The 21,831-nt window shown below is 72.7% G+C and carries 18 protein-coding genes; 6 read left to right on the top strand and 12 right to left on the bottom strand.

Annotated features, from left to right (window positions below):
* Positions 1-48: 48 nt before the first annotated feature.
* The 4 genes from folE to ABZT18_RS23715 all read right to left on the bottom strand — a co-directional run bounded on the left by folE (position 49) and on the right by ABZT18_RS23715 (position 4,035).
* Positions 49-714, bottom strand: coding sequence for a GTP cyclohydrolase I FolE (gene folE / locus ABZT18_RS23730; RefSeq protein WP_354994697.1), 666 nt, complete (start codon positions 712-714; stop codon positions 49-51).
* A 35-nt stretch (positions 715-749) separates the two neighbouring features.
* Positions 750-2,768: an ATP-dependent zinc metalloprotease FtsH gene (gene ftsH / locus ABZT18_RS23725; protein WP_354994593.1), complete on the bottom strand. Its 2,019-nt coding sequence runs from the start codon at positions 2,766-2,768 to the stop codon at positions 750-752.
* A gap of 453 nt (positions 2,769-3,221) precedes the next feature.
* Complete coding sequence (hpt, locus tag ABZT18_RS23720; RefSeq protein ID WP_354994594.1) at positions 3,222-3,797, bottom strand: hypoxanthine phosphoribosyltransferase; 576 nt, start codon at positions 3,795-3,797, stop codon at positions 3,222-3,224.
* A 100-nt stretch (positions 3,798-3,897) separates the two neighbouring features.
* The gene (locus tag ABZT18_RS23715; RefSeq protein ID WP_354969093.1) at positions 3,898-4,035 is read right to left on the bottom strand and encodes a hypothetical protein; all 138 of its coding nucleotides are present in this window, start codon (positions 4,033-4,035) and stop codon (positions 3,898-3,900) included.
* Between the two features lie 150 nt (positions 4,036-4,185).
* Here ABZT18_RS23715 and ABZT18_RS23710 point away from each other — a divergent pair, with 150 nt between their 5' ends.
* On the top strand, positions 4,186-5,148 hold the full coding sequence (locus ABZT18_RS23710) for a helix-turn-helix domain-containing protein (protein WP_354994595.1): 963 nt from the start codon (positions 4,186-4,188) through the stop codon (positions 5,146-5,148).
* 35 nt (positions 5,149-5,183) lie between these two features.
* Here ABZT18_RS23710 and tilS read toward each other — a convergent pair whose 3' ends face one another.
* The 3 genes from tilS to dacB all read right to left on the bottom strand — a co-directional run bounded on the left by tilS (position 5,184) and on the right by dacB (position 8,829).
* Entirely contained in the window at positions 5,184-6,176 is a 993-nt protein-coding gene (gene tilS / locus ABZT18_RS23705) for a tRNA lysidine(34) synthetase TilS (protein ID WP_354994596.1), read from the bottom strand.
* Between the two features lie 10 nt (positions 6,177-6,186).
* Entirely contained in the window at positions 6,187-7,257 is a 1,071-nt protein-coding gene (locus tag ABZT18_RS23700) for a zinc-dependent metalloprotease (RefSeq protein WP_354994597.1), read from the bottom strand.
* Between the two features lie 102 nt (positions 7,258-7,359).
* The gene (gene dacB / locus ABZT18_RS23695; RefSeq protein ID WP_354994698.1) at positions 7,360-8,829 is read right to left on the bottom strand and encodes a D-alanyl-D-alanine carboxypeptidase/D-alanyl-D-alanine-endopeptidase; all 1,470 of its coding nucleotides are present in this window, start codon (positions 8,827-8,829) and stop codon (positions 7,360-7,362) included.
* 581 nt (positions 8,830-9,410) lie between these two features.
* On the opposite strand from dacB, the gene ABZT18_RS23690 reads away from it, so the two are divergent.
* Positions 9,411-9,917 (top strand): inorganic diphosphatase, encoded by a 507-nt coding sequence (locus tag ABZT18_RS23690; protein ID WP_354994598.1) that lies wholly within the window; start codon positions 9,411-9,413, stop codon positions 9,915-9,917.
* 31 nt (positions 9,918-9,948) lie between these two features.
* Here ABZT18_RS23690 and eccD read toward each other — a convergent pair whose 3' ends face one another.
* Positions 9,949-11,352: a type VII secretion integral membrane protein EccD gene (gene eccD, locus ABZT18_RS23685; RefSeq protein ID WP_354994599.1), complete on the bottom strand. Its 1,404-nt coding sequence runs from the start codon at positions 11,350-11,352 to the stop codon at positions 9,949-9,951.
* A gap of 101 nt (positions 11,353-11,453) precedes the next feature.
* Between eccD and eccCa the strand changes: the two genes are divergently transcribed.
* From eccCa to ABZT18_RS23665, 4 genes are all read left to right on the top strand, one after another.
* Complete coding sequence (gene eccCa, locus ABZT18_RS23680) at positions 11,454-15,437, top strand: type VII secretion protein EccCa (RefSeq protein WP_354994600.1); 3,984 nt, start codon at positions 11,454-11,456, stop codon at positions 15,435-15,437.
* A 74-nt stretch (positions 15,438-15,511) separates the two neighbouring features.
* Positions 15,512-16,852, top strand: coding sequence for a type VII secretion-associated serine protease mycosin (gene mycP / locus ABZT18_RS23675; RefSeq protein WP_354994601.1), 1,341 nt, complete (start codon positions 15,512-15,514; stop codon positions 16,850-16,852).
* Between the two features lie 52 nt (positions 16,853-16,904).
* Positions 16,905-17,696 (top strand): phosphatase PAP2 family protein, encoded by a 792-nt coding sequence (locus ABZT18_RS23670; protein ID WP_354994602.1) that lies wholly within the window; start codon positions 16,905-16,907, stop codon positions 17,694-17,696.
* 37 nt (positions 17,697-17,733) lie between these two features.
* Positions 17,734-18,441 carry a phosphatase PAP2 family protein gene (locus ABZT18_RS23665; RefSeq protein ID WP_354994603.1) on the top strand — a complete coding sequence of 236 codons (708 nt, stop codon included), beginning with the start codon at positions 17,734-17,736 and terminating at the stop codon, positions 18,439-18,441.
* A 13-nt stretch (positions 18,442-18,454) separates the two neighbouring features.
* On the opposite strand, the gene ABZT18_RS23660 is transcribed toward ABZT18_RS23665, so the two are convergent.
* The 4 genes from ABZT18_RS23660 to nth form a co-directional block, all read right to left on the bottom strand.
* On the bottom strand, positions 18,455-19,633 hold the full coding sequence (locus ABZT18_RS23660; RefSeq protein ID WP_354994604.1) for a MarP family serine protease: 1,179 nt from the start codon (positions 19,631-19,633) through the stop codon (positions 18,455-18,457).
* Between the two features lie 63 nt (positions 19,634-19,696).
* Positions 19,697-20,389: a CoA pyrophosphatase gene (locus ABZT18_RS23655; RefSeq protein ID WP_354994605.1), complete on the bottom strand. Its 693-nt coding sequence runs from the start codon at positions 20,387-20,389 to the stop codon at positions 19,697-19,699.
* Complete coding sequence (locus ABZT18_RS23650; protein ID WP_354994606.1) at positions 20,386-21,033, bottom strand: TlpA disulfide reductase family protein; 648 nt, start codon at positions 21,031-21,033, stop codon at positions 20,386-20,388. The genes ABZT18_RS23655 and ABZT18_RS23650 overlap by 4 nt, the downstream gene beginning before the upstream one ends.
* Positions 21,030-21,818 carry an endonuclease III gene (nth, locus tag ABZT18_RS23645; RefSeq protein ID WP_354994607.1) on the bottom strand — a complete coding sequence of 263 codons (789 nt, stop codon included), beginning with the start codon at positions 21,816-21,818 and terminating at the stop codon, positions 21,030-21,032. The genes ABZT18_RS23650 and nth overlap by 4 nt, the downstream gene beginning before the upstream one ends.
* Between the last annotated feature and the right edge of the window lie 13 nt (positions 21,819-21,831).

Raw genomic sequence — 21,831 nt, 5'->3', positions numbered from 1 at the left:
GCCGGCCGTCTCCGGGAGGGAATCGGCCGGCCGTGGTGCGTCGGGGTGTCAGCGGGGAATGATCAGCGCCATCGCCTCGGCCCGTGACTTGGAGTCCGTTTGCAGGATCCCACGGACGGCCGACGTGATGGTCTGCGCACCGGATTTCTGGATGCCGCGCATCGCCATGCACATGTGCTCGCACTCCAGCACGACGACGACGCCGCGTGGGGCGAGTTTGGTCATCAGCAGGTCGGCGACCTGCGAGGTGAGCCGCTCCTGCACCTGGGGCCGGCGGGCGAAGACCTCGACCAGCCGGGCCAGCTTGGACAGACCGGTGATTCGCCCGTCCGGGCCGGGGATGTAGCCGATGTGTGCGCTGCCGCGGAACGGCAGCAGGTGGTGCTCACAGAGGCTCATCACGTCGATGTCCCGGACGATCACCAGCTCTTCGTGGTTGGCCTCGAAGGTGGTGCTGAGCACCTGAGCCGGGTCGACCCGCAGGCCGGCGAAGAGCTCGGCGTACGCGCGGGCGACCCGGGCCGGGGTCTGCTGGAGCCCGTCGCGGTCCGGGTCCTCGCCGACCGCGATGAGGATCTCCCGGACGGCCTTCTCGATCCGGCCCAGGTCGACCGCGTCCTCGACCGGGCGGCCGGTCAGTCTGCCGCTGATCAGCCGCGCGGCCACGAAGTCCAGCCCGTCGTCGCCGTCGGGCTCGGTCGCGGAGACGGCCAGCTCCCGGTGGGGGGAGCTGGCCGTCGGGTCGTTGCTCAGTGCGTGCCGTCCGAGTTGTTGGACGGTGCCCCGCCGCCGACCGACGCCTGCGCGCCGTCTGCCTGGGCCTGCACCTTGAGCTTGTCCTTCTCCGCAGGGGTGAGCACGGGCGGCTCGGTGGAGGGCTGGCGCTTGCCGAAGCCGTTGTACGGCACCAGCGGCGGGCGCTTGACCACCCGGGAGCAGATCCGCGCCATGTCGGCCGTGGAGAGGGTTTCCTTCTCCATCAGCTCGAGCACGATGTTGTCCAGGACGTCCCGGTATTCCACCAGGATCTCCCAGGCCTCGTCGTGCGCCAGCTCGACCAGTGCCCGCATCTCGCCGTCGATCTCGGCGGCCACCGAGTCCGAGTAGTCCCGCTCGTGGCCCATGTTGCGGCCGAGGAACGGCTCGTCCCCGCTGGTACCGTACTTGATCGCGCCGAGCTTCGAGCTCATGCCGTACTGGGTGATCATCGCGCGGGCCAGTTGGGTGGCCTTCTCGATGTCGTTTCCAGCACCGGTGGTGGGCTCGTGGAAGACCAGCTCCTCGGCGGCCCGACCGCCCAGCGCGTACGCCAGGGTGTCGATCATCTCGGCGCGGGTCTGGGTGTACTTGTCTTCGGTCGGGAGCACCAGGGTGTGGCCCAGCGAGCGACCACGGGACAGGATCGTCACCTTGTGCACCGGCGCGGCGTGTGGCAGCGCCCAGGCGACCAACGCGTGGCCACCCTCGTGGTACGCGGTGATCTTCTTTTCCTGGTCGCTCATCACGCGGGTCCGTCGCTGCGGACCGGCGATCACCCGGTCGATCGACTCTTCGAGCGAGTCGTTGCTGATCGCCCGCTGGTCCTTGCGGGCGGTGAGCAGGGCCGACTCGTTGATCACGTTGGCCAGGTCCGCGCCGCTGAAGCCCGGGGTACGCCGGGCCACGGCGTCGAGGTCGACGTCGGGGGTGAACGGCTTGCCCTTGGCGTGCACCCGCAGGATGGCCTTGCGACCCTCCATGTCGGGGGCGTCCACCGGGATCTGCCGGTCGAACCGGCCCGGGCGCAGCAGCGCCGGGTCGAGGATGTCCGGCCGGTTGGTGGCCGCGATCAGGATGACCCCGCCCTTGGTGTCGAAGCCGTCCATCTCGACGAGCAGCTGGTTGAGCGTCTGCTCGCGCTCGTCGTGGCCGCCGCCCATGCCGGCGCCACGGTGCCGGCCGACGGCGTCGATCTCGTCGACGAAGACGATCGCCGGGGCGTTCGTCTTGGCCTGCTCGAACAGGTCGCGGACCCGGCTGGCGCCGACACCGACGAACATCTCGACGAAGTCGGAGCCGGAGATGGAGTAGAAGGGCACCCCGGCCTCGCCGGCGACCGCGCGGGCCAGCAGCGTCTTACCGGTGCCGGGCGGGCCGAACAGCAGCACGCCCTTCGGGATCTTGGCGCCCAGGGCCTGGTACTTCGCAGGGTTCTGCAGGAAGTCCTTGATCTCGTACAGCTCTTCGACGGCCTCCTCGGCACCCGCGACGTCCGCGAAGGTCGTCTTCGGAGTGTCCTTGGTGATCATCTTCGCCTTGGACTTGCCGAAGTTGAGCACCCGGGAGCCGCCACCCTGCATCTGCGACATGAAGAACAGCAGCAGGAGGACGAGCAGCGCGATCGGCAGCAGGTTGACCAGCAGGCTCACCCAGATGCTGTCCGACGAGACCTTGGCGTCAGCCGGGCCGGTGACCCGGTTGGCCGCCTTGGCGTCCAGCACCTCGTTCCAGACCTGGTCGCCGGCCTGGTACGGGAACTGAGCCTCGATCTTGTCGGTCTCGGTCTTACCGAACTTTGTCTTCTGGGCCAGGTCGAGCTGGAGCGTCTGCTCCTTGTCCTGGAAGACGACCTTATTGATCTTGGCGGTGTGGAGCTGATCGAGCGCAACGGAAGTGTCCACGCGGTGGTAGCTGGGACCAGCGGTGAACAGCTGACTGAGCACAACGGCGCCGAGGATGACCAGGATGATCCAGACCACCGGTCGGCGGAAGAAACGCGTACGTTCCATACTGTTGTCGAGCGCCGGGGCGCCCGCATCCTCCTGATCGACATCCTGACCGTCTGATGGTGTCGCCGCGTGTGCGGCGGCCGGAGCCGCCGTGCGGGCCGGCCTCGACCCCGAGGCACGCAAACTGCCGCGCCGCGGTCATTCGACGGTACACCGTGTACGCGAGGAGTGAGCTTGCGAGCCCCGCACTCGGCGCATCGTCGACATCGACGGCACGCACCGTGGGCAGGCCCACCAGCCCCGCAACGACGTACGGCGGGTCCGGGCAGAAACCGGCGTGGCGGGGAGTCCGGCCCGGCCACCCGAACGCCCGGTCACGCGGTCGAGGAGGGTCGGGCGCGGAGGAACCTCCGGGCCACCTGGGTCCACGGTAACCGCAACAGCTGAGAGCGCGCTGAACGTCGGCTTGATGGATGCCGATGCGAGTCGGTCTCACACCGTCACCGGCCAGCGTCAGGTCCGGGCGTAGACCTCGGGCTTGAGCACCCCGACGTACGGCAGCTCCCGGTAGCGCTCACCGAAGTCCAGGCCGTACCCGACGACGAACTCGGTGGGGATGTCGAAGCCGACGTACTTCACCCCGACCGGCACCTTGACCGCGTCCGGCTTGCGGAACAGCGCGACCACCTCGACGCTCGCCGCCGAACGCGACTCCAGGTAGCGCAGCAACCAGGAGAGAGTGAGCCCGGAGTCGACGATGTCCTCGACGACCACCACGTGCCGACCGGCGATGTCCCGGTCCAGGTCCTTGAGGATGCGGACCACCCCGGAGGAGGTGGTGCCCTGGCCGTAGGAGGAGATGGCCATGAAGTCGAGCTCCGCCGGCGGGCCGTTGCGGCCCAACGCCCGGGCGAAGTCCGCCATGAACATCACCGCGCCCTTGAGTACGCACACCAGCAGCAGTCCGTCGCCCACGTGGGCGTAGTCGGCGGAGACCTGCTTGGCCAGTTCCGCCGTCTTCTCGCGGATCTGCGCCTCTGAGATGATCACGTGGTCGATGTCGGCGTCGTACCAGGAGCCGTCAGCCATGACTCCTAGCCTGCCGTACGTCTGCTTGCCTCCGTCGGCGGGGCCGCACCTTTTGGCGCGGTCCCACCAGGGATTTTCTCCGCAAATTACGCGAACCACATCAGTTGGTGCGTGACCGCCAGCGGCGGCCGCCGTCGCTGGGCTTCCAGTCGGCCGAATCGTGGCTGTCCACGGTGAGGCCGGCCGCCGAGGCGGCGACGAGTAGGACGAGGAACAGGAGGAAGAGCAGGAACTCCATGGCGGCGCTCGCTTTCGCATGGTTGCTGTCGGTTTCGCCGCCGGTGCGCACCGGACTGAACCCAGTCTGCGACCACTCGCGCCGACCGGACAGTGGCAGGAATGCCATTGACCATCGATTTACAGCCACCTGCTGGGTTACCCTCGTCACATGCTGCGGTCCATCGCCGTCCTCGCCCTCGACCAGGTCGCCCCCTTCGAGCTCGGCGTGCTCGCCGAGGTGTTCGGTACCGACCGGACAGCCGACGGTTTCCCCGGCTACGACTTCCAGGTGTGCAGCCCCGACGGCGCTCCCGTGCGTACCTCGTCCGGCTTCCACCTCACCCCGCACGCCGACCTCGGCCCGCTGGAGGACGCCGACCTGGTGGCCGTACCGGCCCACAGCCAGGGCACCACCGTTCCCGTCCCGGTGCTCGACGCGCTGCGCCGGGCCGACGCGCGCGGAGCCCACCTGTTCAGCGTCTGCTCCGGCGCCTTCCTGCTCGGCGAGGCCGGGCTGCTCGACGACCGGGAATGCACCACCCACTGGCGGTACGTGGACGAGCTGCAAAGCCGGCACCCGCGCGCCCGGGTGCGCTGCAACTCGCTCTACGTCCAGGACGGTCGGCTGCTCACCAGCGCAGGCACGGCGGCCGGCATCGACGCCTGCCTGCACCTGATCCGCCAGGAGCACGGCTCGACCACCGCGACCCGGCTGGCCCGGCGGATGGTGGTCCCGCCGCACCGCGACGGCGGCCAGTCACAGTACGTCGAGGCGCCCATCCCGAAGGCACCCGAGGCGCCCACCCTGGAGCCGGTGCTGGAGTGGCTGATGGGTCACCTTGATCGAACGATCACCGTGGAGGAGTTGGCCGCCCGCGCCGACATGGCGCCACGTACGTTCGCCCGCCGGTTCCGCGCCGAGACGGGCACCACCCCGCACGACTGGCTCACCAACCAGCGGGTGCTGCTCGCCCGACGGTTGCTCGAGGAGACCCCGTTGAGCGTGGAAGCCGTCGCCGACCAGGCCGGCTTCAGCGACGCGGCGGCGCTGCGCCACCACTTCAGCCGCCGCGTCGGCGCCACCCCGCACAGTTACCGGACCACCTTCCGGGACCGCGCGCACAGCGGCTGAGACCAACCTGACCGATGCACCCCCGGAGGGATCTGTCAGGTGGGGTCCACCGGGGCCAGGCGGTCGGCGCGGCGGAGCACCCGGACACCGCCGGGCAGGTCGGCCGGACCCTGACCGTGCCACTCGGTGACCAGGGCGTCGAGAGCATTGACGTGCCGGTACGACAGCGCACCCGCCACGGCACCCAGGTCACGCGCCCAGCGGTGCAGCACCCGGCCGCGCACTGCGGGAACCAGGCCGACCAGCGCCGACACGGAGAGCCCTCCGTCGGAGCACCGGGCCGCCGCCAGCGCCGTCTCCGCCAACTCGTCGAGGGCGGCGTTGTCGGCCGCTACCAGCCGAGCGGTACGCGCGAGGTTGTCCACCACGCCCGGCCCGAGAGCCCGCACCAGCGCCGGCAGCACGTCGGCCCGTACCCGGGACCGGGCATACGAGGGGTCGGTGTTGTGCGGGTCCTGCCAGGGGCTCAGCCCGAGCACCGCGCACGCGGCGAGCGTCTGCTCCCGACCGATCTCCAACAGCGGACGCAGCAGCGGCACGCCGTCCAACTCCCGCCGGAGGGGCATTCCGGCCAACCCGCGTGGGCCGGCGCCCCGGGCGAGGGCGAGCAGCACCGTCTCCGCCTGGTCGTCGCGGGTGTGCCCGGTGAGCACCGCGACCGCGTTCTGCTGCCGGGCCACCTCGGTCAACGCCTGGTAGCGGGCCTCCCGGGCGGCCGCCTCCGGCCCGCCTGGACGCCCCGCCACCTCAACCAGGGCCACGGTCGCCGATGCGAACCCAACTTCCCGCGCCCAGGCGGCCACTGCCTCGGCGCGCTCCGCGGAGCCCTCCTGCAAGCCGTGGTCGACGGTGACGAGGCCCGCGGGTCTGCCCAGCCGAGGCGCCACGAACACGGTGGCCGCCGCAAGGGCGAGCGAGTCGGCACCCCCGGAGCACGCGACCAGCACCGGCCCGCCGGACGGCAGCCCGGTCAGGACGCGGCGGACCGCCACCCGGATCGCGGCCACCGGCGGGGCGAGCGCGGCCACCGGCGGGTTGTCAGCCAGCGGCCGGGATGGTGCCGGCCGGGCCGTGCACCCGCGCCACCCAGGCATCCGGGTCGCCCAACTCGGACAGCCGGGGCAGGGTGAGCGGCGAGTTGAAGATCGAGTTGAACCCGTCCATGCCGACCCGCTCCACCACGCCGTGCACGAACTTGCGCCCCTCGGCGTACTGGCGCATCTTGACGTCCACCCCGAGCAGCCGGCGGATCGCCTTCTCCAGCGGGTTGCCCGCCTCCCGGCGTCGGTTGAACGACGCGCGGATCCGCTCCACGCTCGGGATCACCTGCGGGCCGACGCCGTCCATGACGAACTCGGCGTGCCCCTCCAGCAGGGTCATCAACGCGGTGAGCCGGTCCAGAACGGCCCGCTGCGCCGGGGTCTGCACGATGTCCAGCACGCTGGTGCGGCTCTCCTGGTCACGGACCGCCTCGGACAGGGTGGCCACCCCGCGCCGCAGCCGCTCGACCAGATGCTCGCTCCCGCTGGACGAGGCGTCGACGAACGCCTGCACCTCGCTGAGGAAGTAGGCCCGCATCCACGGCACCGCGGTGAACTGGGTCCGGTGGGTGACCTCGTGCAGGCACACCCAGAGCCGGAAGTCCCGTGGGTCGGCGCCGAGCTTGCGCTCCACCTCGACGATGTTCGGTGCGACCAGCAGCAGTTGGCCCGGCTCAGCCGAGAAGACCTCGTACTGGCCGAGGACCCGGCCGGAAAGGTAGGCCAGCACGGTCCCGGCCTGCACCCCGGTCAGCCGAGACCCGATCGCCTCGGTCAACGCGCCCGGCTGCTTGTCGCCGGAGAGCCGGCTCACCAGCGGGGTGATCACCTCGCGGAGCCCGGCGATGTTGGTCGCGGCCCAGTCACGGCGATCGACCACCCGGACCGGTGGATGCGACACCTGCGCCCGCAGGCCCGTGTAGTCGGCCACGTGCCCGGCCGCCTCGTCGGTCAGCCGGCGCAGGTCGCCGACCACGTCAGTGGCCTCGGCGTACGACACCCGGGGGCCCGACTTGCTCAACGCCCCCGCGGTCGCGGCGGCCAGATCCCAGTCCACGAACTGCGCCATGGACCCACCGTACCCGCGCCGCGACACCCCGGCCCGGGCTCGCGCCCCCGATCGACGCCGATGGCAGCTCCGGTGGCGGCCGGAGACTCCGCCCGGCGACGGTCAGCGGCAGCCGCAGCCGGCCAACGCGGCGGTGATCCGGTCCAGCGCGGGTTGGGCTGTTTCCTTCCCGCCGGGCACCTTGTCAGTGAGCACCGCGAAGGTGAGCAGCCGGCCGTCGGCTGTGGTGACCAGGCCCGCGATGGAGTGCACGGCGGTCAGCGTGCCGGTCTTGGCCCGGACGGTGCCGGCCCCGGCGGCGGTGCCGGGGGCGTCGCGGTAGCGCTCGTTCAAAGTCCCGGACCAGCCGCCCACCGGCAGGCCACCGAAGACGCCCGCCAACTCCGGGTGGTCCGGGCTGGCCGCCAGCCGGACGAGGTCGGTCAGCAACGACGGGCTGATCCGGTTACGGCGGGACAGGCCGCTGCCGTCGGAGAGGGTGATCTCGTCGGCGGGCAGGCCCAGCTCGGCCACCTCCGCGTCCATCGCGGCGGCGCCCCCGTCGAATGAGGCCGGCTGGTTGCGGGCCAACGCGACCTGCCGGGCGAGCGCCTCGGCCACCAGGTTGTCGCTCTCGCTGATCATGATGTCGACCATCCGGATCAGCGGCGGAGACTGCACCACGCCCAACTCGGTGCCCGGTGCCGGGGTGCCACCGGCCGCGGCCTGGGCCGGAGCCGTGCCACGCTTCACGGCGTCGGCCGGCACGCCGAGCAGCCGGGCGAACGACTTGCCGGCGGCCAGGTCCGGCTCGGCGAACCGCGCGGCGGACCCGGGGTCGACGCCCGGGTCCCTGCGCGCGCCGTCGGTCATCAACGCGGTCACCGCGCCGCCAGACCCGCCGGTGGGGATGTCGGGGTCCCAGCCCGGGCCGAAGACCGGGCCGGAGTAGACCGTGCCGTCGACGATGACACTGGTCGGGGTGGCGCCGCCGAGCGCGGTGCGCACCTGGGCGGCCAGATCGTCGAGGCGCGCCGCTCCCGGGTAGTAGCCCTTCTTGTCGATCGCGAGGGTGGGGTCGCCGCCACCGACGATCACCACCTCGCCGGTCTTCGCACCGGCCACCGCCCGGGTGGGAATCCGGTAGCCGGGTCCCCGGGCTGCCAGCACCGTCACCGCGGTCGCCAACTTGGTCACCGAGGCGGGCACCGTGCCGTCGTCCGCCCCCTTCGCGAACAGCGTCTGGCCGGAGATCACGTCGGCCACCGAGACGTTCACCCGGTCACCCAGGGCAGCGGCAGCGACCAGCGGATCCAGCGCGGCACGAACCCCATCCGGGGTGGGCACCGGGGCGTTCGCGTCCGGGCCGGCCAGCACGTCCGACGGGTCGGGCTCCGGGGTCACAGCGGCGGCGCTCGGCGCGGACCCGGCGTCGTCGCCCAGCCACCCGGCGACCGGGCCCGGCCGGGTCACGACGACTCCGACGCCGGCGAGCACCAGCAGCAGCACGACGGCCAGCACCACCGGCAGCCGCCGCCGACGGCGCGGTGTGACGGGCGCGGGTGCCGGTGCGGCACCGGCGGGCGCGGGCAGCGCGGAGATCGGCGGACCCAGCGGTGGGACGCCGGCGGGGTCCGGGGCGGCCGGCGCGTGACCGGACGGTGGGCCGCCCGACACCGGACTGACCGGGACTGCGGCGCTGCCGCGCGGCGGGCCACCCGACGCCGGACTCACCGGAACCGCGGCGCTGCCGCGCGGCGGGCCACTCACCGGCCGATCACCGCCGACCACCGGGAAGCGCCCGGTGTTCGGGCTGGACGGGGCCGACCCGGCGAGCGGGCGCCATGGCAGCGGCGCAGGGCGCTCGGGCACCGTCTCCGGCGCCGGGGTCGCTGGCTCGGGAGCCTGTGGGAGGTGGGCCTCCGGCACCGGGACCCGCCCCGTGGCACCGCCGGAGCCGGATCGTCCGGTACCGTGCGCGGAGCCCCCGTCCGGGCGGTAGTGTGAATCTTCCCTCCCCACGACCCCCTCCTCCCCCAGCAAAAATCGGCTTGGGTGACACTACTTCGGTCCGAAGACTATGCGGCGGCCGGAGTCGGTGGGTGGGCATTCGCCTGTCCGGAGGGCCGCCAGTGGTTCCGTTAGCCAGCGTGGGCAGACGAGGGAGCGTGCAGATGGATTTCGACGTGACGGTTGAGATCCCCAAGGGTCACCGGAACAAGTACGAGGTGGACCACGCGACCGGCCGGATCCGGCTGGACCGCACCCTCTTCACGTCCACCCAGTACCCGGCCGACTACGGGTTCATTGAGGGCACCCTGGGCTTGGATGGCGATCCGCTGGACGCTCTCGTGCTGGTGCCCGAGCCGACCTTCCCGGGCTGCCTGATCCGCTGCCGCACCATCGGCATGTTCCGGATGACCGACGAGAAGGGCGGGGACGACAAGGTCCTCTGCGTGCCCTACGAGGACCCTCGCCAGGAGCACCTGCGCGACATCCACCACCTCGGCGAGTTCGACCGGCTGGAGATCCAGCACTTCTTCGAGGTGTACAAGGACCTGGAGCCCGGCAAGTCGGTGGAGGGCGCGACCTGGGTCGGCCGCACCGAGGCCGAGGCCGAGGTCCACGCCTCCTACCAGCGGGCCAGGGACGCCGAGGCGCGTGGCGAAGCCGCGCACTGACGACTGCTGACGTGCCGGGCCCGAGGGTCGCTCACCCGAGCAGCCCCCGGGCCCGGTCGTACAGGTCGAGCACCGCGCAGGCGATCGGCACCACGGCGACCACCAGGGCCGTGTCGGTGAGGTCCGCGACCCTCCCGAGGTACGGCGAGACCGGTCGGCGGGCGTACCCGGTGCCGCCGGCGACGGCCACCAGGGCCAGCGCCGCCCCGCCGAGGACCAGCGCCAACTGCCCGGCGTCGTCGGCCCGGTCGACCAGCACCGCGCCGAGCACCGCGTAGCCGGCCAGCCCGGCGAGCACCGTCGGCACCCGGTGCCGCAGCGCCACGAACAGCCGCGACCGCAGCAGCAGCACGGCCGACGTGACCGCCACGAGCACCCGACCGGCCGTTCCGCCGGCAACCCCGAGTACGACCGCCGCGGCCACCGCCAGCAGGGCGTGCCCGATCAACATCCCGGTGAGCATCTCCTCGGTGCGGGCCACTGCGGCGTGTACGCGGCTTCGGTCCGGCAGGTCCCGGGCTCGCTCCGGCTCTTCCGCAGGGGTCGAGGTCGGCAGGGTGATGGGCGGCAAGGGCAGCTTGCCCAGCCGGATGGCCAGCAGCGGGATCACGCCGACGGCGAAGACCAGTGCGCTGAGCAGCACCGCCGCTGTGCCGGCCGGGGTGAGCAGCAGCCCGCCGAGCGCGGCTCCGGCGCCGATCAGGCCGACCGTGACACCGGCTACGAAGACCCGCAGCCGGCTGGCCACCCCGAGCAGGCCGATCAGCGCCACCAGCAGCAGCGCCACCGAGCCGGCCAGCAGCTCGGCAGCGCCCACCCAGCGGGCCGGCCCGAACGGCCCGATCGGGTCGCCGGAGCCGACCGCGAGGGCACCGGCCGTGAACGCGTACGGCAGCGCGTAGCCGCCGAGGGTCGCCCCGGCGGTGCCGTCGCCGTTGGCACGGGAGGCCACCGTGCCGGCCACGGTGAGCAGCAGCGCGACCACGCCGGCCGCCAGCCAGCCAGCGCGGTGCGTCGGGCCACCGGCGAGCAGAGCGAGCAGCCCGACGGAGAGCGGCACGGCGGCACCGGCCAGGCCGACGGTCCGGGTGGCGGTGGGCGACCAGGCGCCGCCACGGCGGCGGGCACCGTCGGCGATCGCCTCGATCACGTCGTCGTACTCCAACTCGGGCCAGTGCGCGCGGGCCGGCACCAGGTGCAGCACCTCACCGTCGCGGACCCCCTGTGGCAGGAGCGCCTGGGCGGTCGCCAGCAGGGCACCGTCGGTACGGCGCAGAACCCAACCGCCATGCTGCTCGCCGTCGTCGGCCAGCCCCTCGCCTGCGTGCCGGAGCACGTCGGGCAGCAGCTCGGCCAGGGGCACCTGCTCCGGCAGGGCGACGTCCACCCGTCGGTGCGGCGCGCTGATGGTGACGCGGGCCAGCCCGGTAGTCATCGACTGGTCTCCATATCGAGGGGGATCGGAGGCTGCGCGGACGACAGGACTTTACCTACCATGAGCCAGGCTCGGGTTACCCAGCGCTGTCAGGAGGCCGAGTGTCCACCGTCGTCATCAAGCGTCCGCCGCGTCGACCAGCACCGGAGATCCCCGCCGGCGAACTGCCGGTCGAGGCGCCGCCGGAGATCCCCGTGGTGACCGGCGGGCGATGGCAGCAGATGTTCATGCTGCTGCCCATGCTCGGCGGCACGGTGGCGATGGCGATGATGTTCGGCCGGGGCGGCGGCGCCTACTCGTACGTGGTGGGCGGGATGTTCGGGCTCTCGTCGTTGGCGATGCTGGTGACCTCCTGGGGCAGCGCCTCCGGCACCCCGAAGAAGTCCGAGATGATGGCCGCCCGCAGGGAGTACCTGCGCCACCTGGCCACGCTGCGGCGGCGGGTCCGGCGGACCGCCGGACAGCAGCGGGACGGGCTCTACTACCGGCACCCGGACCCGGGCGGACTCTGGTCGACCGTGGACAGCCACCGGGTCTGGGAGCGGCGACCCGCCGATCCGGACTTCGCGGTGGTGCGAGTCGCTGTCGGGCCACAGACCCTGGCCACCCCGCTCGTTCCCCCGGTGACCCGGCCGCTGGAGGAGCTGGAGCCGATGACCGCCGGCGCGCTGCGCCGCTTTCTGGACGCGTACTCCGTGGTGCCGGACCTGCCGGTGGCGCTGTCGCTGCGCAGCTTCGCCCGGGTGCACGTGCGGCCCGCCGGCCGCCCCGGCGGCACTGGCCCGACCACCAGCCGGCCACCCACCGGCGACCCGGCGGCGCAGGCGCTCGTCCGGGCCGTGCTGACCCAACTGGCCGTCTTCCACGCCCCCGACGAGCTGCTCGTCGCGGTCTGCGCAGGGCCGGAACGCCGGACCTGCTGGGAGTGGGTGAAATGGCTCCCGCACGCCCACCATCCCGGCCGCACCGACGCGCTCGGCCCGGTACGGCTGGTCACCAGCTCCGCCGCCGAGCTGGAACGGCTGCTGGCCGACGTGCTGGCCAGCCGGTCCCGGTTCAGCCCGACCGGCCCGGCCACCGACGGTCCGCACGTGGTGGTGGTCCTCGACGGGGGTGACCTGACCGGCGCCAGTGACCTGACCGGTGACGGCGGCATCGACGCGGTCACCGTGCTGGATCTGGACACCCCGCCGCCTCGGCTGCTCGACCGGTACGCCCTGCTGCTGGAGTTGCACGGCCGGCGGCTGCACTCGTGGTCGTCCGATGGCCACGCCGAGGTGGGCAGCGCCGACCAGCTCGACCTCGTCGACGCCGAGGCGATCGCCCGACGGTTGGCGCCGCTACGGCTCGCTGGTACGGCACGCGGGCCGGACGCCCCGCTCCAGGCCGACCTGGGCCTTCCCGAGCTGCTCGGTCTCGGCGACCCGGAGAGCTTCACGGCCGAGCAGGGCTGGCTGCCGCGCTCGGCACGGGACCGGCTGCGGGTCCCCATCGGGGTGGGCGCGGACGGCGGTGCCATCGAGCTGGACCTCAAGGAGTCCGCCCAGGACGGGATGGGCCCGCACGGCCTGCTCATCGGGGCGACCGGTTCCGGCAAGTCCGAGTTGCTCCGCACACTGGTGCTGGGGCTGGCCGCCACGCACAGCTCCGAGCAGCTCAACTTCGTGCTGGTCGACTTCAAGGGCGGTGCCACCTTCGCCTCGTTCGACCGGCTGCCGCACACCGCTGCCGTGATCACCAACCTGGCCGACGCGTTGCCCCTGGTCGACCGGATGGTCGACGCGATCAACGGGGAGCTGGTCCGCCGCCAGGAGCTGCTGCGGCGCGCCGGCAACTTCGCCAGCGTGCGCGACTACGAGCGGGCCCGGGCGGCCGGCAGCCCACTGGCCCCGCTGCCGTCGCTGCTGCTGATCTGCGACGAATTCTCCGAACTGCTCTCCGCCAAGCCCGACTTCATCGACCTGTTCGTGCAGATCGGCCGGCTGGGCCGGTCACTCGGCGTGCACCTGCTGCTCGCCAGCCAGCGGCTGGAGGAGGGACGGCTCCGCGGGCTGGACACCCATCTCTCGTACCGGATCGGGTTGCGTACCTTCTCCGCGCTGGAGTCCCGCACCGTCCTCGGGGTGCCGGACGCGCACGAGCTGCCTCGCTCGCCGGGCCATGGCTACCTGCGCAGCGGCACCGATCCGCTGGCCCGGTTCAAGGCCGCGTACGTCTCGGGTGCCGTCCGCCGTCGGACCACGACGGCCGGCGTCACCGCCGAGGGGGGCGCACGGCTGCTCACCTTCACCACCCACGTCGTGCCGGTGCCCGAGCCGGTCACCCCGGTGGTGCCTGCCGTGGTTGAGGAGGAGGGCAGAGAGACGCTGCTCGACCTGCTGGTGGACCGGCTCGTCGGGCAGGGCCCGCCGGCGCATCAGGTCTGGCTCCCGCCGCTCGGTCAGCCGCCGGCCCTGGACGAACTGCTCGGCCCCGTCGAGGTGGACCCGAAGCGCGGGCTCACCGTGGGCAACCCGGAGCTGCACGGGGCACTCGGAGTGCCGCTGGCCGTTGTGGACAAACCGTTGGAGCAGCGCCGGGACCTGCTCTGGCTGGCGTTGGACGGGGCAGCCGGGCACGTCGCGGTGGTTGGTGCGCCGCAGAGCGGCAAATCCACCGCGCTGCGCACGCTGATCTGCGCGCTGGCGCTCACCCACACCCCGGCCGAGGTGCAGGTCTACTGCCTCGACTTCGGCGGCGGCGGGCTGGCCGCGCTGCGCGACCTCCCGCATGTGGGCGGGGTGACCGGTCGTGCCGACCCGACCGCCGTACGACGCACCGTCGGCGAGATGACCACCCTGCTGGCCGATCGGGAGCGCCGCTTCGCGGAGCTGGGCGTGGAGTCGATGGCCGCGTACCGACAGCGCCGGTCCGCAGCCGGTACGGCCAGCCAGCCGGGCGCCGATCCGTTCGGCGACGTGTTCCTGGTGATCGACGGTTGGAGCACCGTCCGCGGCGAGTACGACGACCTGGAGCCACTGGTCACCGATCTGGCCACCCGGGGCCTGTCGTACGGGCTGCACGTGGTCGCCACCGCGCTGCGCTGGCTGGATTTCCGCCCGGCGATCCGGGACCTGTTCGGCTCCCGGCTGGAGTTGCGCCTCGGCGACCCGTCCGACTCGCTGGTGGCCCGGCGTGCCGCCGCGAACGTGCCCGAGCGCTCCGGCCGAGGGGTGACCGCGGAGGGGCTGCACTTCCTCACCGCGCTGCCCCAGCTCGCCGTCGCCAGCGGGGACACCGCCGACCTGGTCAAGCGGGTCGCCGACGGGTGGGCGGGTGCTCCGGCGCCCCGGGTCCGGCTGCTCCCGCCGGTGCTGCCGTACGCCGATCTGGACCTCGCCGCGACGACCGGGCTGCGGCTGCCGATCGGGATCGCGGAGGCGGACCTGCGTCCGGTGCTGCTCGACTTCGCCACCGAGCCACATTTCGTGGTCTTCGGCGACTCGGAGTGCGGCAAATCGTCGTTCCTGCGCGCGCTGGCCACGTCGATCATCACCCGGTTCACTCCCGAGCAGGCCCGGGTGATCCTGGTCGACTACCGGCGCAGCCTGCTCGGTGCCATTGAGACGCCACACCTGATCGGGTACGGCACCGCTGCCGCGCACACTGCCGACCTGGTCGAGTCGGCCGTCGGTTACCTGGAGCGGCGGGCTCCCGGGCCGGAGGTCACCCCGCAGCAACTGCGTGACCGGTCCTGGTGGTCGGGGCCCGAGCTGTTCGTGCTCGTGGACGACTACGACCTGGTGGCGGCCGGGCCGGCCAACCCGTTGCGTGCGCTGGAGGAGCACCTGCCGCACGCCCGCGACGTCGGGCTGCACCTGGTGCTGGCCCGCCGATCCGGTGGAGCGGGCCGCGCCCAGTACGAGCCGATCGTGCAGCGGCTGCGGGAGCTGTCCACCGCCGGTCTGGTGATGGCGGGCAGCCCGGAGGAGGGCGCACTCGTCGGGCCGGTGCGGCCCGGGCCGCTGCCACCGGGACGCGGCCGGCTGGTCACCCGACGAGAGGGCGTACGCCTCGTTCAGCTCGCACAATTGCCGCCGCCATGACGTGACTCGCCGGTTCTTCCCGTGACGGGTGGGGAAACCGGTAATCTCCGATCGTCATGGTTCCGTCGGGATGAATGGCTGGGGATGTGACTGGGGTGCGGCACAGCGGTCCGTCAGCGGCCCGGCGGGCGACCGGCCGGGCGCTGCTCGGTGTGGCCGCGGCGCTCGCCGTCGTGGCGCCGACCGCGGCTACCGTGCCTGTCGCCGTGCCCACCAATGGGGGACAGCTCGCCGGCGCGCCGATGGCGTTCGCCCCCGGCGACACCGTCGCCCGCACGGATCAGGTTCGCGACGAGCAGTGGCAGCTCGACGAGTTGCAGGCCGAGACGGCCTGGCGCAGCTCGACGGGCCGAGGTGTGACCGTCGCGGTGGTCGACTCCGGAGTGGACGGCACCCATCCCGACCTGGTCGGCCAGGTGCTGCCCGGCCGGGACCTGGTCGGCCCGGACGGCGGTGCGGGCCCGGATCCGGTGGGGCACGGCACCACGGTCGCCGGCCTGATCGCCGGGCGCAAGGACGACAAGCGGGGCGTGGTCGGTCTGGCGCCGGACGCCCGGATCCTGCCGGTCCGGGTGCTCGACGAGGAGAACCGCTACGACGACGCGTTGATCGTCGCCCAGGGGGTCCGCTGGGCGGTCGACAACGGCGCCCGCGTGATCAACCTGTCGTTGGGCGGCAGCGGCGACAGCCCGGCCCTGGCCGCGGCCCTGGACTACGCGTTCGCCCGGGACGTGGTCGTGGTCGCCTGCACCGGCAACCTGGCCACCTCCAGCAGCACCAAGGTCTGGTATCCGGCCCGTGAGCCGGGTGTGATCGCGGTCGCCGGCCTCGAGCGCAGCAGCGACAACCTGTGGTCCGGGTCGATCACCGGCCGGGCGACGGTGCTCACCGCCCCCGCCAGCGGGCTGGTCGGCGCCAAGCCCCCCACCGGGTACTGGCGGGTGCAGGGCACCAGCTTCGCCGCACCACTGGTGGCGGCCACCGCCGCGCTGGTCCGGTCCCGCTATCCGCAGATGCCCGCGGGTGAGGTCGTCAACCGGTTGCTGGCCACCGCCCGCGACCTCGGCCCGACCGGGCGGGACGACCGCTTCGGGTACGGGGTGGTTGACCCGGTCGCCGCGCTGACCGCTCAGGTGCCGCCGGTGACCGTCAACCCGTTGGACGATCAGACGTCGCCGGGCGTGATTGGCTTCGGCCCGGCTCCCGGCTCGGCCGACGACGATGCGGTGTCCGGTGCCGGCAGCGACCCGCTCGGTCTTGCCGCACCCCGACAGCAGAGCCGGTGGACGGCGCGGGCGGCGGGCGGCCAGGACACGTCCGCACCGGAGCAGGTGTGGACCGTTGTCGCGCTCCTCGTCGTCCTGGTCGGCGGCGCCGCCTTCATGGTGCGCCGATTTCGCCAGCGGACCCGTTGACCGCAGCCCACCGGCAGGCCTGACGGGCCACCCGGCCGGGTAGAACCGACCCATGAGTACGCATCGGCCGCCCACTCTCGCCTCTGCCGGCCAGCCGTCCTGGCGGCACCGCCGCCTCGACCCGGACCATTCGCTGGGTCTGCGGCTGACCTTGGCCGCGACGGCGGCGTTCCTGGTGCTGGTGCCTTTCGCGCTGCTCGCGCTGCTGGTGCTCGGCGCCTGGGCACCGCTGCACCGGTTGGACGGGGCTGTCACCGACGCGCTGCACGGGTACGCCCTCGACCACCCGGCCTGGGTCACGGTGATGCGGATCTGGAGCGAGGTGTTCGCGCCGATGCCGCTGCGCGCCGTCGCCCTGCTCGTAGTGATCTGGCTGCTGCGCCGGGGAGCCCGTCGGCTGGCCCTGTGGGCGGCCACCACCATGGTCGTCGGTGGGTTGTTCGGTCCGCTGCTCAAGCTGCTCGTCGGCCGGGACCGGCCGGAGCTGCTGGACCCGGTGGCACGGGCCGCCGGCTACTCGTTCCCCTCCGGGCACGCGCTGAACGCCACCCTGGCCGCCGGGGTGCTGCTGCTGGTGTTCCTGCCGTACGTGGGGCGAGGAGCAGCGCGGGTCGCGCTCTGGGTCGCCGCGGTGCTCCTCACCGTGGTGACAGGGCTGAGCAGGGTGACGCTCGGCGTGCACTTCACCAGCGACGTGCTGGGCGGCTGGCTGCTCGGTGTGGCGGTGGTCGCGGCGACCACCGCGGCGTTCACCAGTTGGCGGGCGCACACCGGCCTCCGGTCGGTCCGTCCGGCCCGCGACGGTGTCGCTCCCGAAGTCGAGCGGCACCCGGGAGCGGCCTGAGGCGTGACGACGAGGTCGGCCGGGTACTGGGCGACGCATGTCCGACACGGTGCTCCAGATCGTCCGGCGGGTGCTGCTGCCGGTGTCCCTCCTGCTCGGCGTCATGGTGCTGCTCGGGGTGCTGGTCACCCGGGTGTTGGCCCGGACCTGGCCGTTCACCGTGGAGGACGCGGTGAACCGGGAGTTCGCCGCCGACCGCACCGGCGGCTGGAACGACGTCTCACTGGTGTTCAGCACGCTGGCCAGCACCCAGATGATCGTCGTTGTCACCGTGCTGGTGGCGCTGGCGCTGCGGCTCTGGCTGAAGCGCTGGCGGGAGCCGCTGTTCCTGTGCGCGGCCGTGACCGCCCAGGCGCTGGTGTTCCTGCTGACCACCCTGGCGATCGACCGACGGCGGCCGGCGGTGGAGCACATGGATGTCTCGCCACCCACGTCGAGCTTCCCGTCCGGGCACACCTCCGCGGCGGTGGCGCTCTACGTAGGCATCGCCGTGCTGATGGCGCTGCGGGTACGGAGCACCGGGGCGAAGGTCGCCTGGTGGACGCTGCTGCTGATGGTGCCGCTGGGGGTGGCGCTGACGCGGATGTATCGGGGAATGCACCACCCGAGCGACGTGGTGGCGTCCTTCCTCAACGGCGGCACCTGCGTCGCGATCATGGCCCGCGCGGTGCTGGACCGAGGGCTGCGGTGGGGGCGGGCGAAGCTGCCGACCGTTGGGCGACCTGCCGTGCCGGCCGGAAGCTGACCCTACGGGGCGCTCAGGTGCACTCGCCGGTGGCGACCTGCCGGTTACGTTCGGCACCGGTCAGCGCCACCGGACGGGCCTCGGCCGCGGTCACCGCGAAGCCGGTGTTCGGGTCATCGGCCGCCGCCGCGAAGATCACACCGAGCACCAGGCCGTTGGCGGAGAGCAGCGGGCCGCCGGAGTTGCCGCTGCGGACCAGCGCCCGGATCGTGTAGATCTCCCGGGTGACGTCACCGGAGGAGTAGATGTCCGGCCCCTTGATCCGGTCGACGTCGCGGATCCGCGCCGACTGCGCGTTGTAGGGGCCGTCGAGCGGGAAGCCGAGCACGATGGCGTCGGAGCCGCTGCCCGCGTTGCCGGCGGCGAACCGCAGGGACGGGCCGGGCAGACCGGGCACGAGCAGCACGGCCAGGTCCCGGTCCGGGTCGTAGACCACCACCTTGCCGTCGTACCGCTCGCCACCCAACTCCACGGCGACCGAGCGGGTGCCGGCGACGACGTGCGCGTTGGTCATCACCCGGTCGTCGGCGTACACGAAGCCGGAACCCTCGATGCGGCGGGAACAACTGGGCGCGGAGCCGAGCACCTTGACGACCGACCGCTGACCGTTGACCACCACCTGGGAGCCGGCCAGCGCCGGGTCGGGCGGGTCGACCTGTCGGGCCCGGGTGGGCGCGAGGTCACCGAAGACGTCCGGGAACCCGTTGGTGTCGACGGTGTCCTCAAGCGCGGTGGAGAGCCGGTGGGCCTGCTCCGGCAGGACCTGGTTGACCACCGTGATCAACGCGCTGTTGCGCACCGAGGCGGCGAGCCAGGGCACCGAGGACGAGCCGAGCGGCACAGCGACCAGCCAGGCGAGCAGGAGAACCGCGAACAGCGAGACGAACGCCCCACCGACGTCGTCGATCCGTTTACCCACGTCGCTGGTGATCGTCTTACGTAGGTGCGAGCCGAGCCAGCCGGCAAGCGCCTGCCCCACCACTGCCAGCCCGAAGATCGCCACCAGCGAGATCAGCACCCGGGTGCCGGCGTCCGCGAACTGCCGCGCGAGCAGCGGCCCGAGCTGGAGGCCCAGCAGCAGACCCAGGAAGAAGCCGGAGAGCGACGTGATGCCGATGACGAAGCCCTGGCGGTATCCGCTGATCGCGAACACGAGCATGAGCAGCAGCAGGACGAGATCCACGACGGACACGGGTCAAGCGTACGGGCAGTGCGCCCGCCAGATGACCATCGCTTGCCGAAGGTGACCGTGCGGTCAGCGCAGGGCGGTCTCGTCGGCCTCGTCGGTGCCGGCGGACGGCGCTGGGGTCGCCCCAGTGGGCGGTAGCTCCACCACCCGGTCACGCGGCCACGGCCGGGCCCAGCCGCCCATCTCCAGCAGGGTGGACAGCACGCCGGCGGTGAAGCCCCAGACCAGCATTCCGCGCGCCGAGAACGCCGGCCCGATCCAGCCGCTGGGGTGCCGGACCCGCATCCGGTTGGCGGGGTCGACCAGCTCGCTGACCGGCAGCCTGGCCACGTGTGCCACCTCGGCCGGCTCCCGGGAGTGCACGGGGTGCGGGTCGTGCCACCAGGCCAGCACAGGTGTGACCACGAAGTCGCTGACCGGGATCCACAGTTTCGGCAGCTCGGCCAGCACGGTCACGCTGGCCGGATCGAGGCCGACCTCCTCGTTGGCCTCGCGCAGGGCGGTGGCGCGGACGTCGGCGTCCTCCGGGTCGGCCGCGCCACCGGGGAAGGCCGGCTGGCCGGCGTGGTTGCGCAGGGTGGCGGCGCGTTGCAGGACCAGCACGTCGGGGCCGACACCGGGCTGCTCGCCGAGCAGCACCAGCACGGCGCTCTCCCGGCCACCCTCCGCCGGGGTGGTGAGCCGGGTGAAGTCCTCGGCGCGGGCGGTGCCCAGCCGGGTCAACAACGGCTCGATCCACTCGGGGGGTCGGTCGGTCACGCCGGCACCGCCAGGCCGAGGTGCTCGCGGACCAGCTCGGCGAGCCGGGCGTCGTCGAGGGCGCCGGTGGCGTCGATGTGCCGGATCCGACCGTTGGCGTCGACGAAGAGGGTCAGTGGGATGGCGTTGCGCTTCAGCTCGCGTTGCAGCGCCTCGCCCTGGTCGACCAGGATCGGAAACCGGACGCCGAAGTCCTCGCCGATGGACTGGGCGCCGCCGCGGCTGTCCCGGCTGTTGACGCCGACCACCTGGAGCTGACCGGTGGCCCGCTCGCTGAGCCGCTGGAAGGCGGGCAGTTCCTTGCGGCACGGCGGGCACCAGGAGGCCCAGATGTTGATCACGGCCGGACCAGCGACGGACCGCAGCGCGACCGGGGCGCCGCCGGTGAAGCAGGACAGGGTCAGCTCCGGCAGCGCCTCACTGCCAGGTGTCGTCGACGTGCCCGAGCCGGGTGTGGCGGGGGCCGCCGTGCCGGTGCCGGGCGACGCGGCGGGCGGCGTGCCCAGCGCGGCACAGTCCCGGAAGGGCGATGGACGCTCGGCGGCGGCCGGCTTCGGCGTGGGGTCGTCGTCGGCCGTGCCTCCGGTGCAGCCGGCGACGACCAGCAGCAGCGGCAGAACAAGGAGGGCGAGGCGGCGGTTCACGGCACCTCCGCGGCGACCGCCTGCGCGGGCACCAGCTCCGGGTCGACTCCGGCCGCCACCGCGAGGTCGCGCGCCCGGGGGCCCTTGAGCAGCTTGGCGGCGGCTGCCGGCTCGGTCGGCCCGGTGCCGTACGAGGGGCAGAGTTTCGCGAGCGTGCACGCACCGCAGGCCGGCTTGCGGGCGTGGCAGACCCGTCGCCCGTGGAAGATGATCCGGTGCGACAGCATGGTCCAGTCGCGCTTGTCGTACAGCGCGCCGACCGCGTGCTCGATCTTGACCGGGTCGGTCTCGGTGGTGAGCTGCCACCTGTGGACCAGCCGCTGGAAGTGCGTGTCGACGGTGATGCCGGGGACGTCGAAGGCGTTGCCCAGGATCACGTTGGCGGTCTTGCGGCCGATGCCGGGCAACGTGACCAGGTCGACGAGCCGGCCGGGGACCTGGCCGTCGTACCGGTCGAGAAGGGCCTGCCCGAGTTTGAGCAGCGAGTCGGTCTTGTTGCGGTAGAAGCCGGTGGGCCGGATCAGCTCCTCCATCTCGCCCCGGTCGGCACCGGCGTACGCGGCGGCGCTCGGGTAGCGGGCGAAGAGCTTCGGCGTGACCTCGTTGACCTTCTTGTCCGTGCATTGCGCGGACAGAATCGTGGCGACGGCCAACTCCAGGGCGTTGGAGTGGTCCAGTTCACAATGCGCGTCGGGGTGCGTCTCGGCCAGCATCCGGCCGATCTTGCGGGCACGGCGTTTGCGCCCGAGGTCGGTCTCGCTGGCACCGGGAGGACTACTGGTCACGACGGTCAGCCTA

The organism is Micromonospora sp. NPDC005291 (assembly GCF_040607415.1).
Taxonomy (GTDB): Bacteria; Actinomycetota; Actinomycetes; order Mycobacteriales; family Micromonosporaceae; genus Micromonospora.
This window is presented reverse-complemented; position numbering and strand designations above follow the sequence as displayed.

Excerpts from the sequence above, each read along its gene's own strand:
- ABZT18_RS23710 (WP_354994595.1), top strand. The coding sequence starts at position 4,186 with ATGCTGCGGTCCATCGCCGTCCTCGCCCTCGACCAGGTCGCCCCCTTC.
- ABZT18_RS23700 (WP_354994597.1), bottom strand. The coding sequence starts at position 7,257 with ATGGCGCAGTTCGTGGACTGGGATCTGGCCGCCGCGACCGCGGGGGCG.
- ftsH (WP_354994593.1), bottom strand. The coding sequence starts at position 2,768 with ATGGAACGTACGCGTTTCTTCCGCCGACCGGTGGTCTGGATCATCCTG.
- ABZT18_RS23715 (WP_354969093.1), bottom strand. The coding sequence starts at position 4,035 with ATGGAGTTCCTGCTCTTCCTCCTGTTCCTCGTCCTACTCGTCGCCGCC.
- ABZT18_RS23690 (WP_354994598.1), top strand. The coding sequence starts at position 9,411 with ATGGATTTCGACGTGACGGTTGAGATCCCCAAGGGTCACCGGAACAAG.
- hpt (WP_354994594.1), bottom strand. The coding sequence starts at position 3,797 with ATGGCTGACGGCTCCTGGTACGACGCCGACATCGACCACGTGATCATC.
- eccD (WP_354994599.1), bottom strand. The coding sequence starts at position 11,352 with ATGACTACCGGGCTGGCCCGCGTCACCATCAGCGCGCCGCACCGACGG.
- mycP (WP_354994601.1), top strand. The coding sequence starts at position 15,512 with ATGGCTGGGGATGTGACTGGGGTGCGGCACAGCGGTCCGTCAGCGGCC.
- ABZT18_RS23670 (WP_354994602.1), top strand. The coding sequence starts at position 16,905 with ATGAGTACGCATCGGCCGCCCACTCTCGCCTCTGCCGGCCAGCCGTCC.
- ABZT18_RS23665 (WP_354994603.1), top strand. The coding sequence starts at position 17,734 with ATGTCCGACACGGTGCTCCAGATCGTCCGGCGGGTGCTGCTGCCGGTG.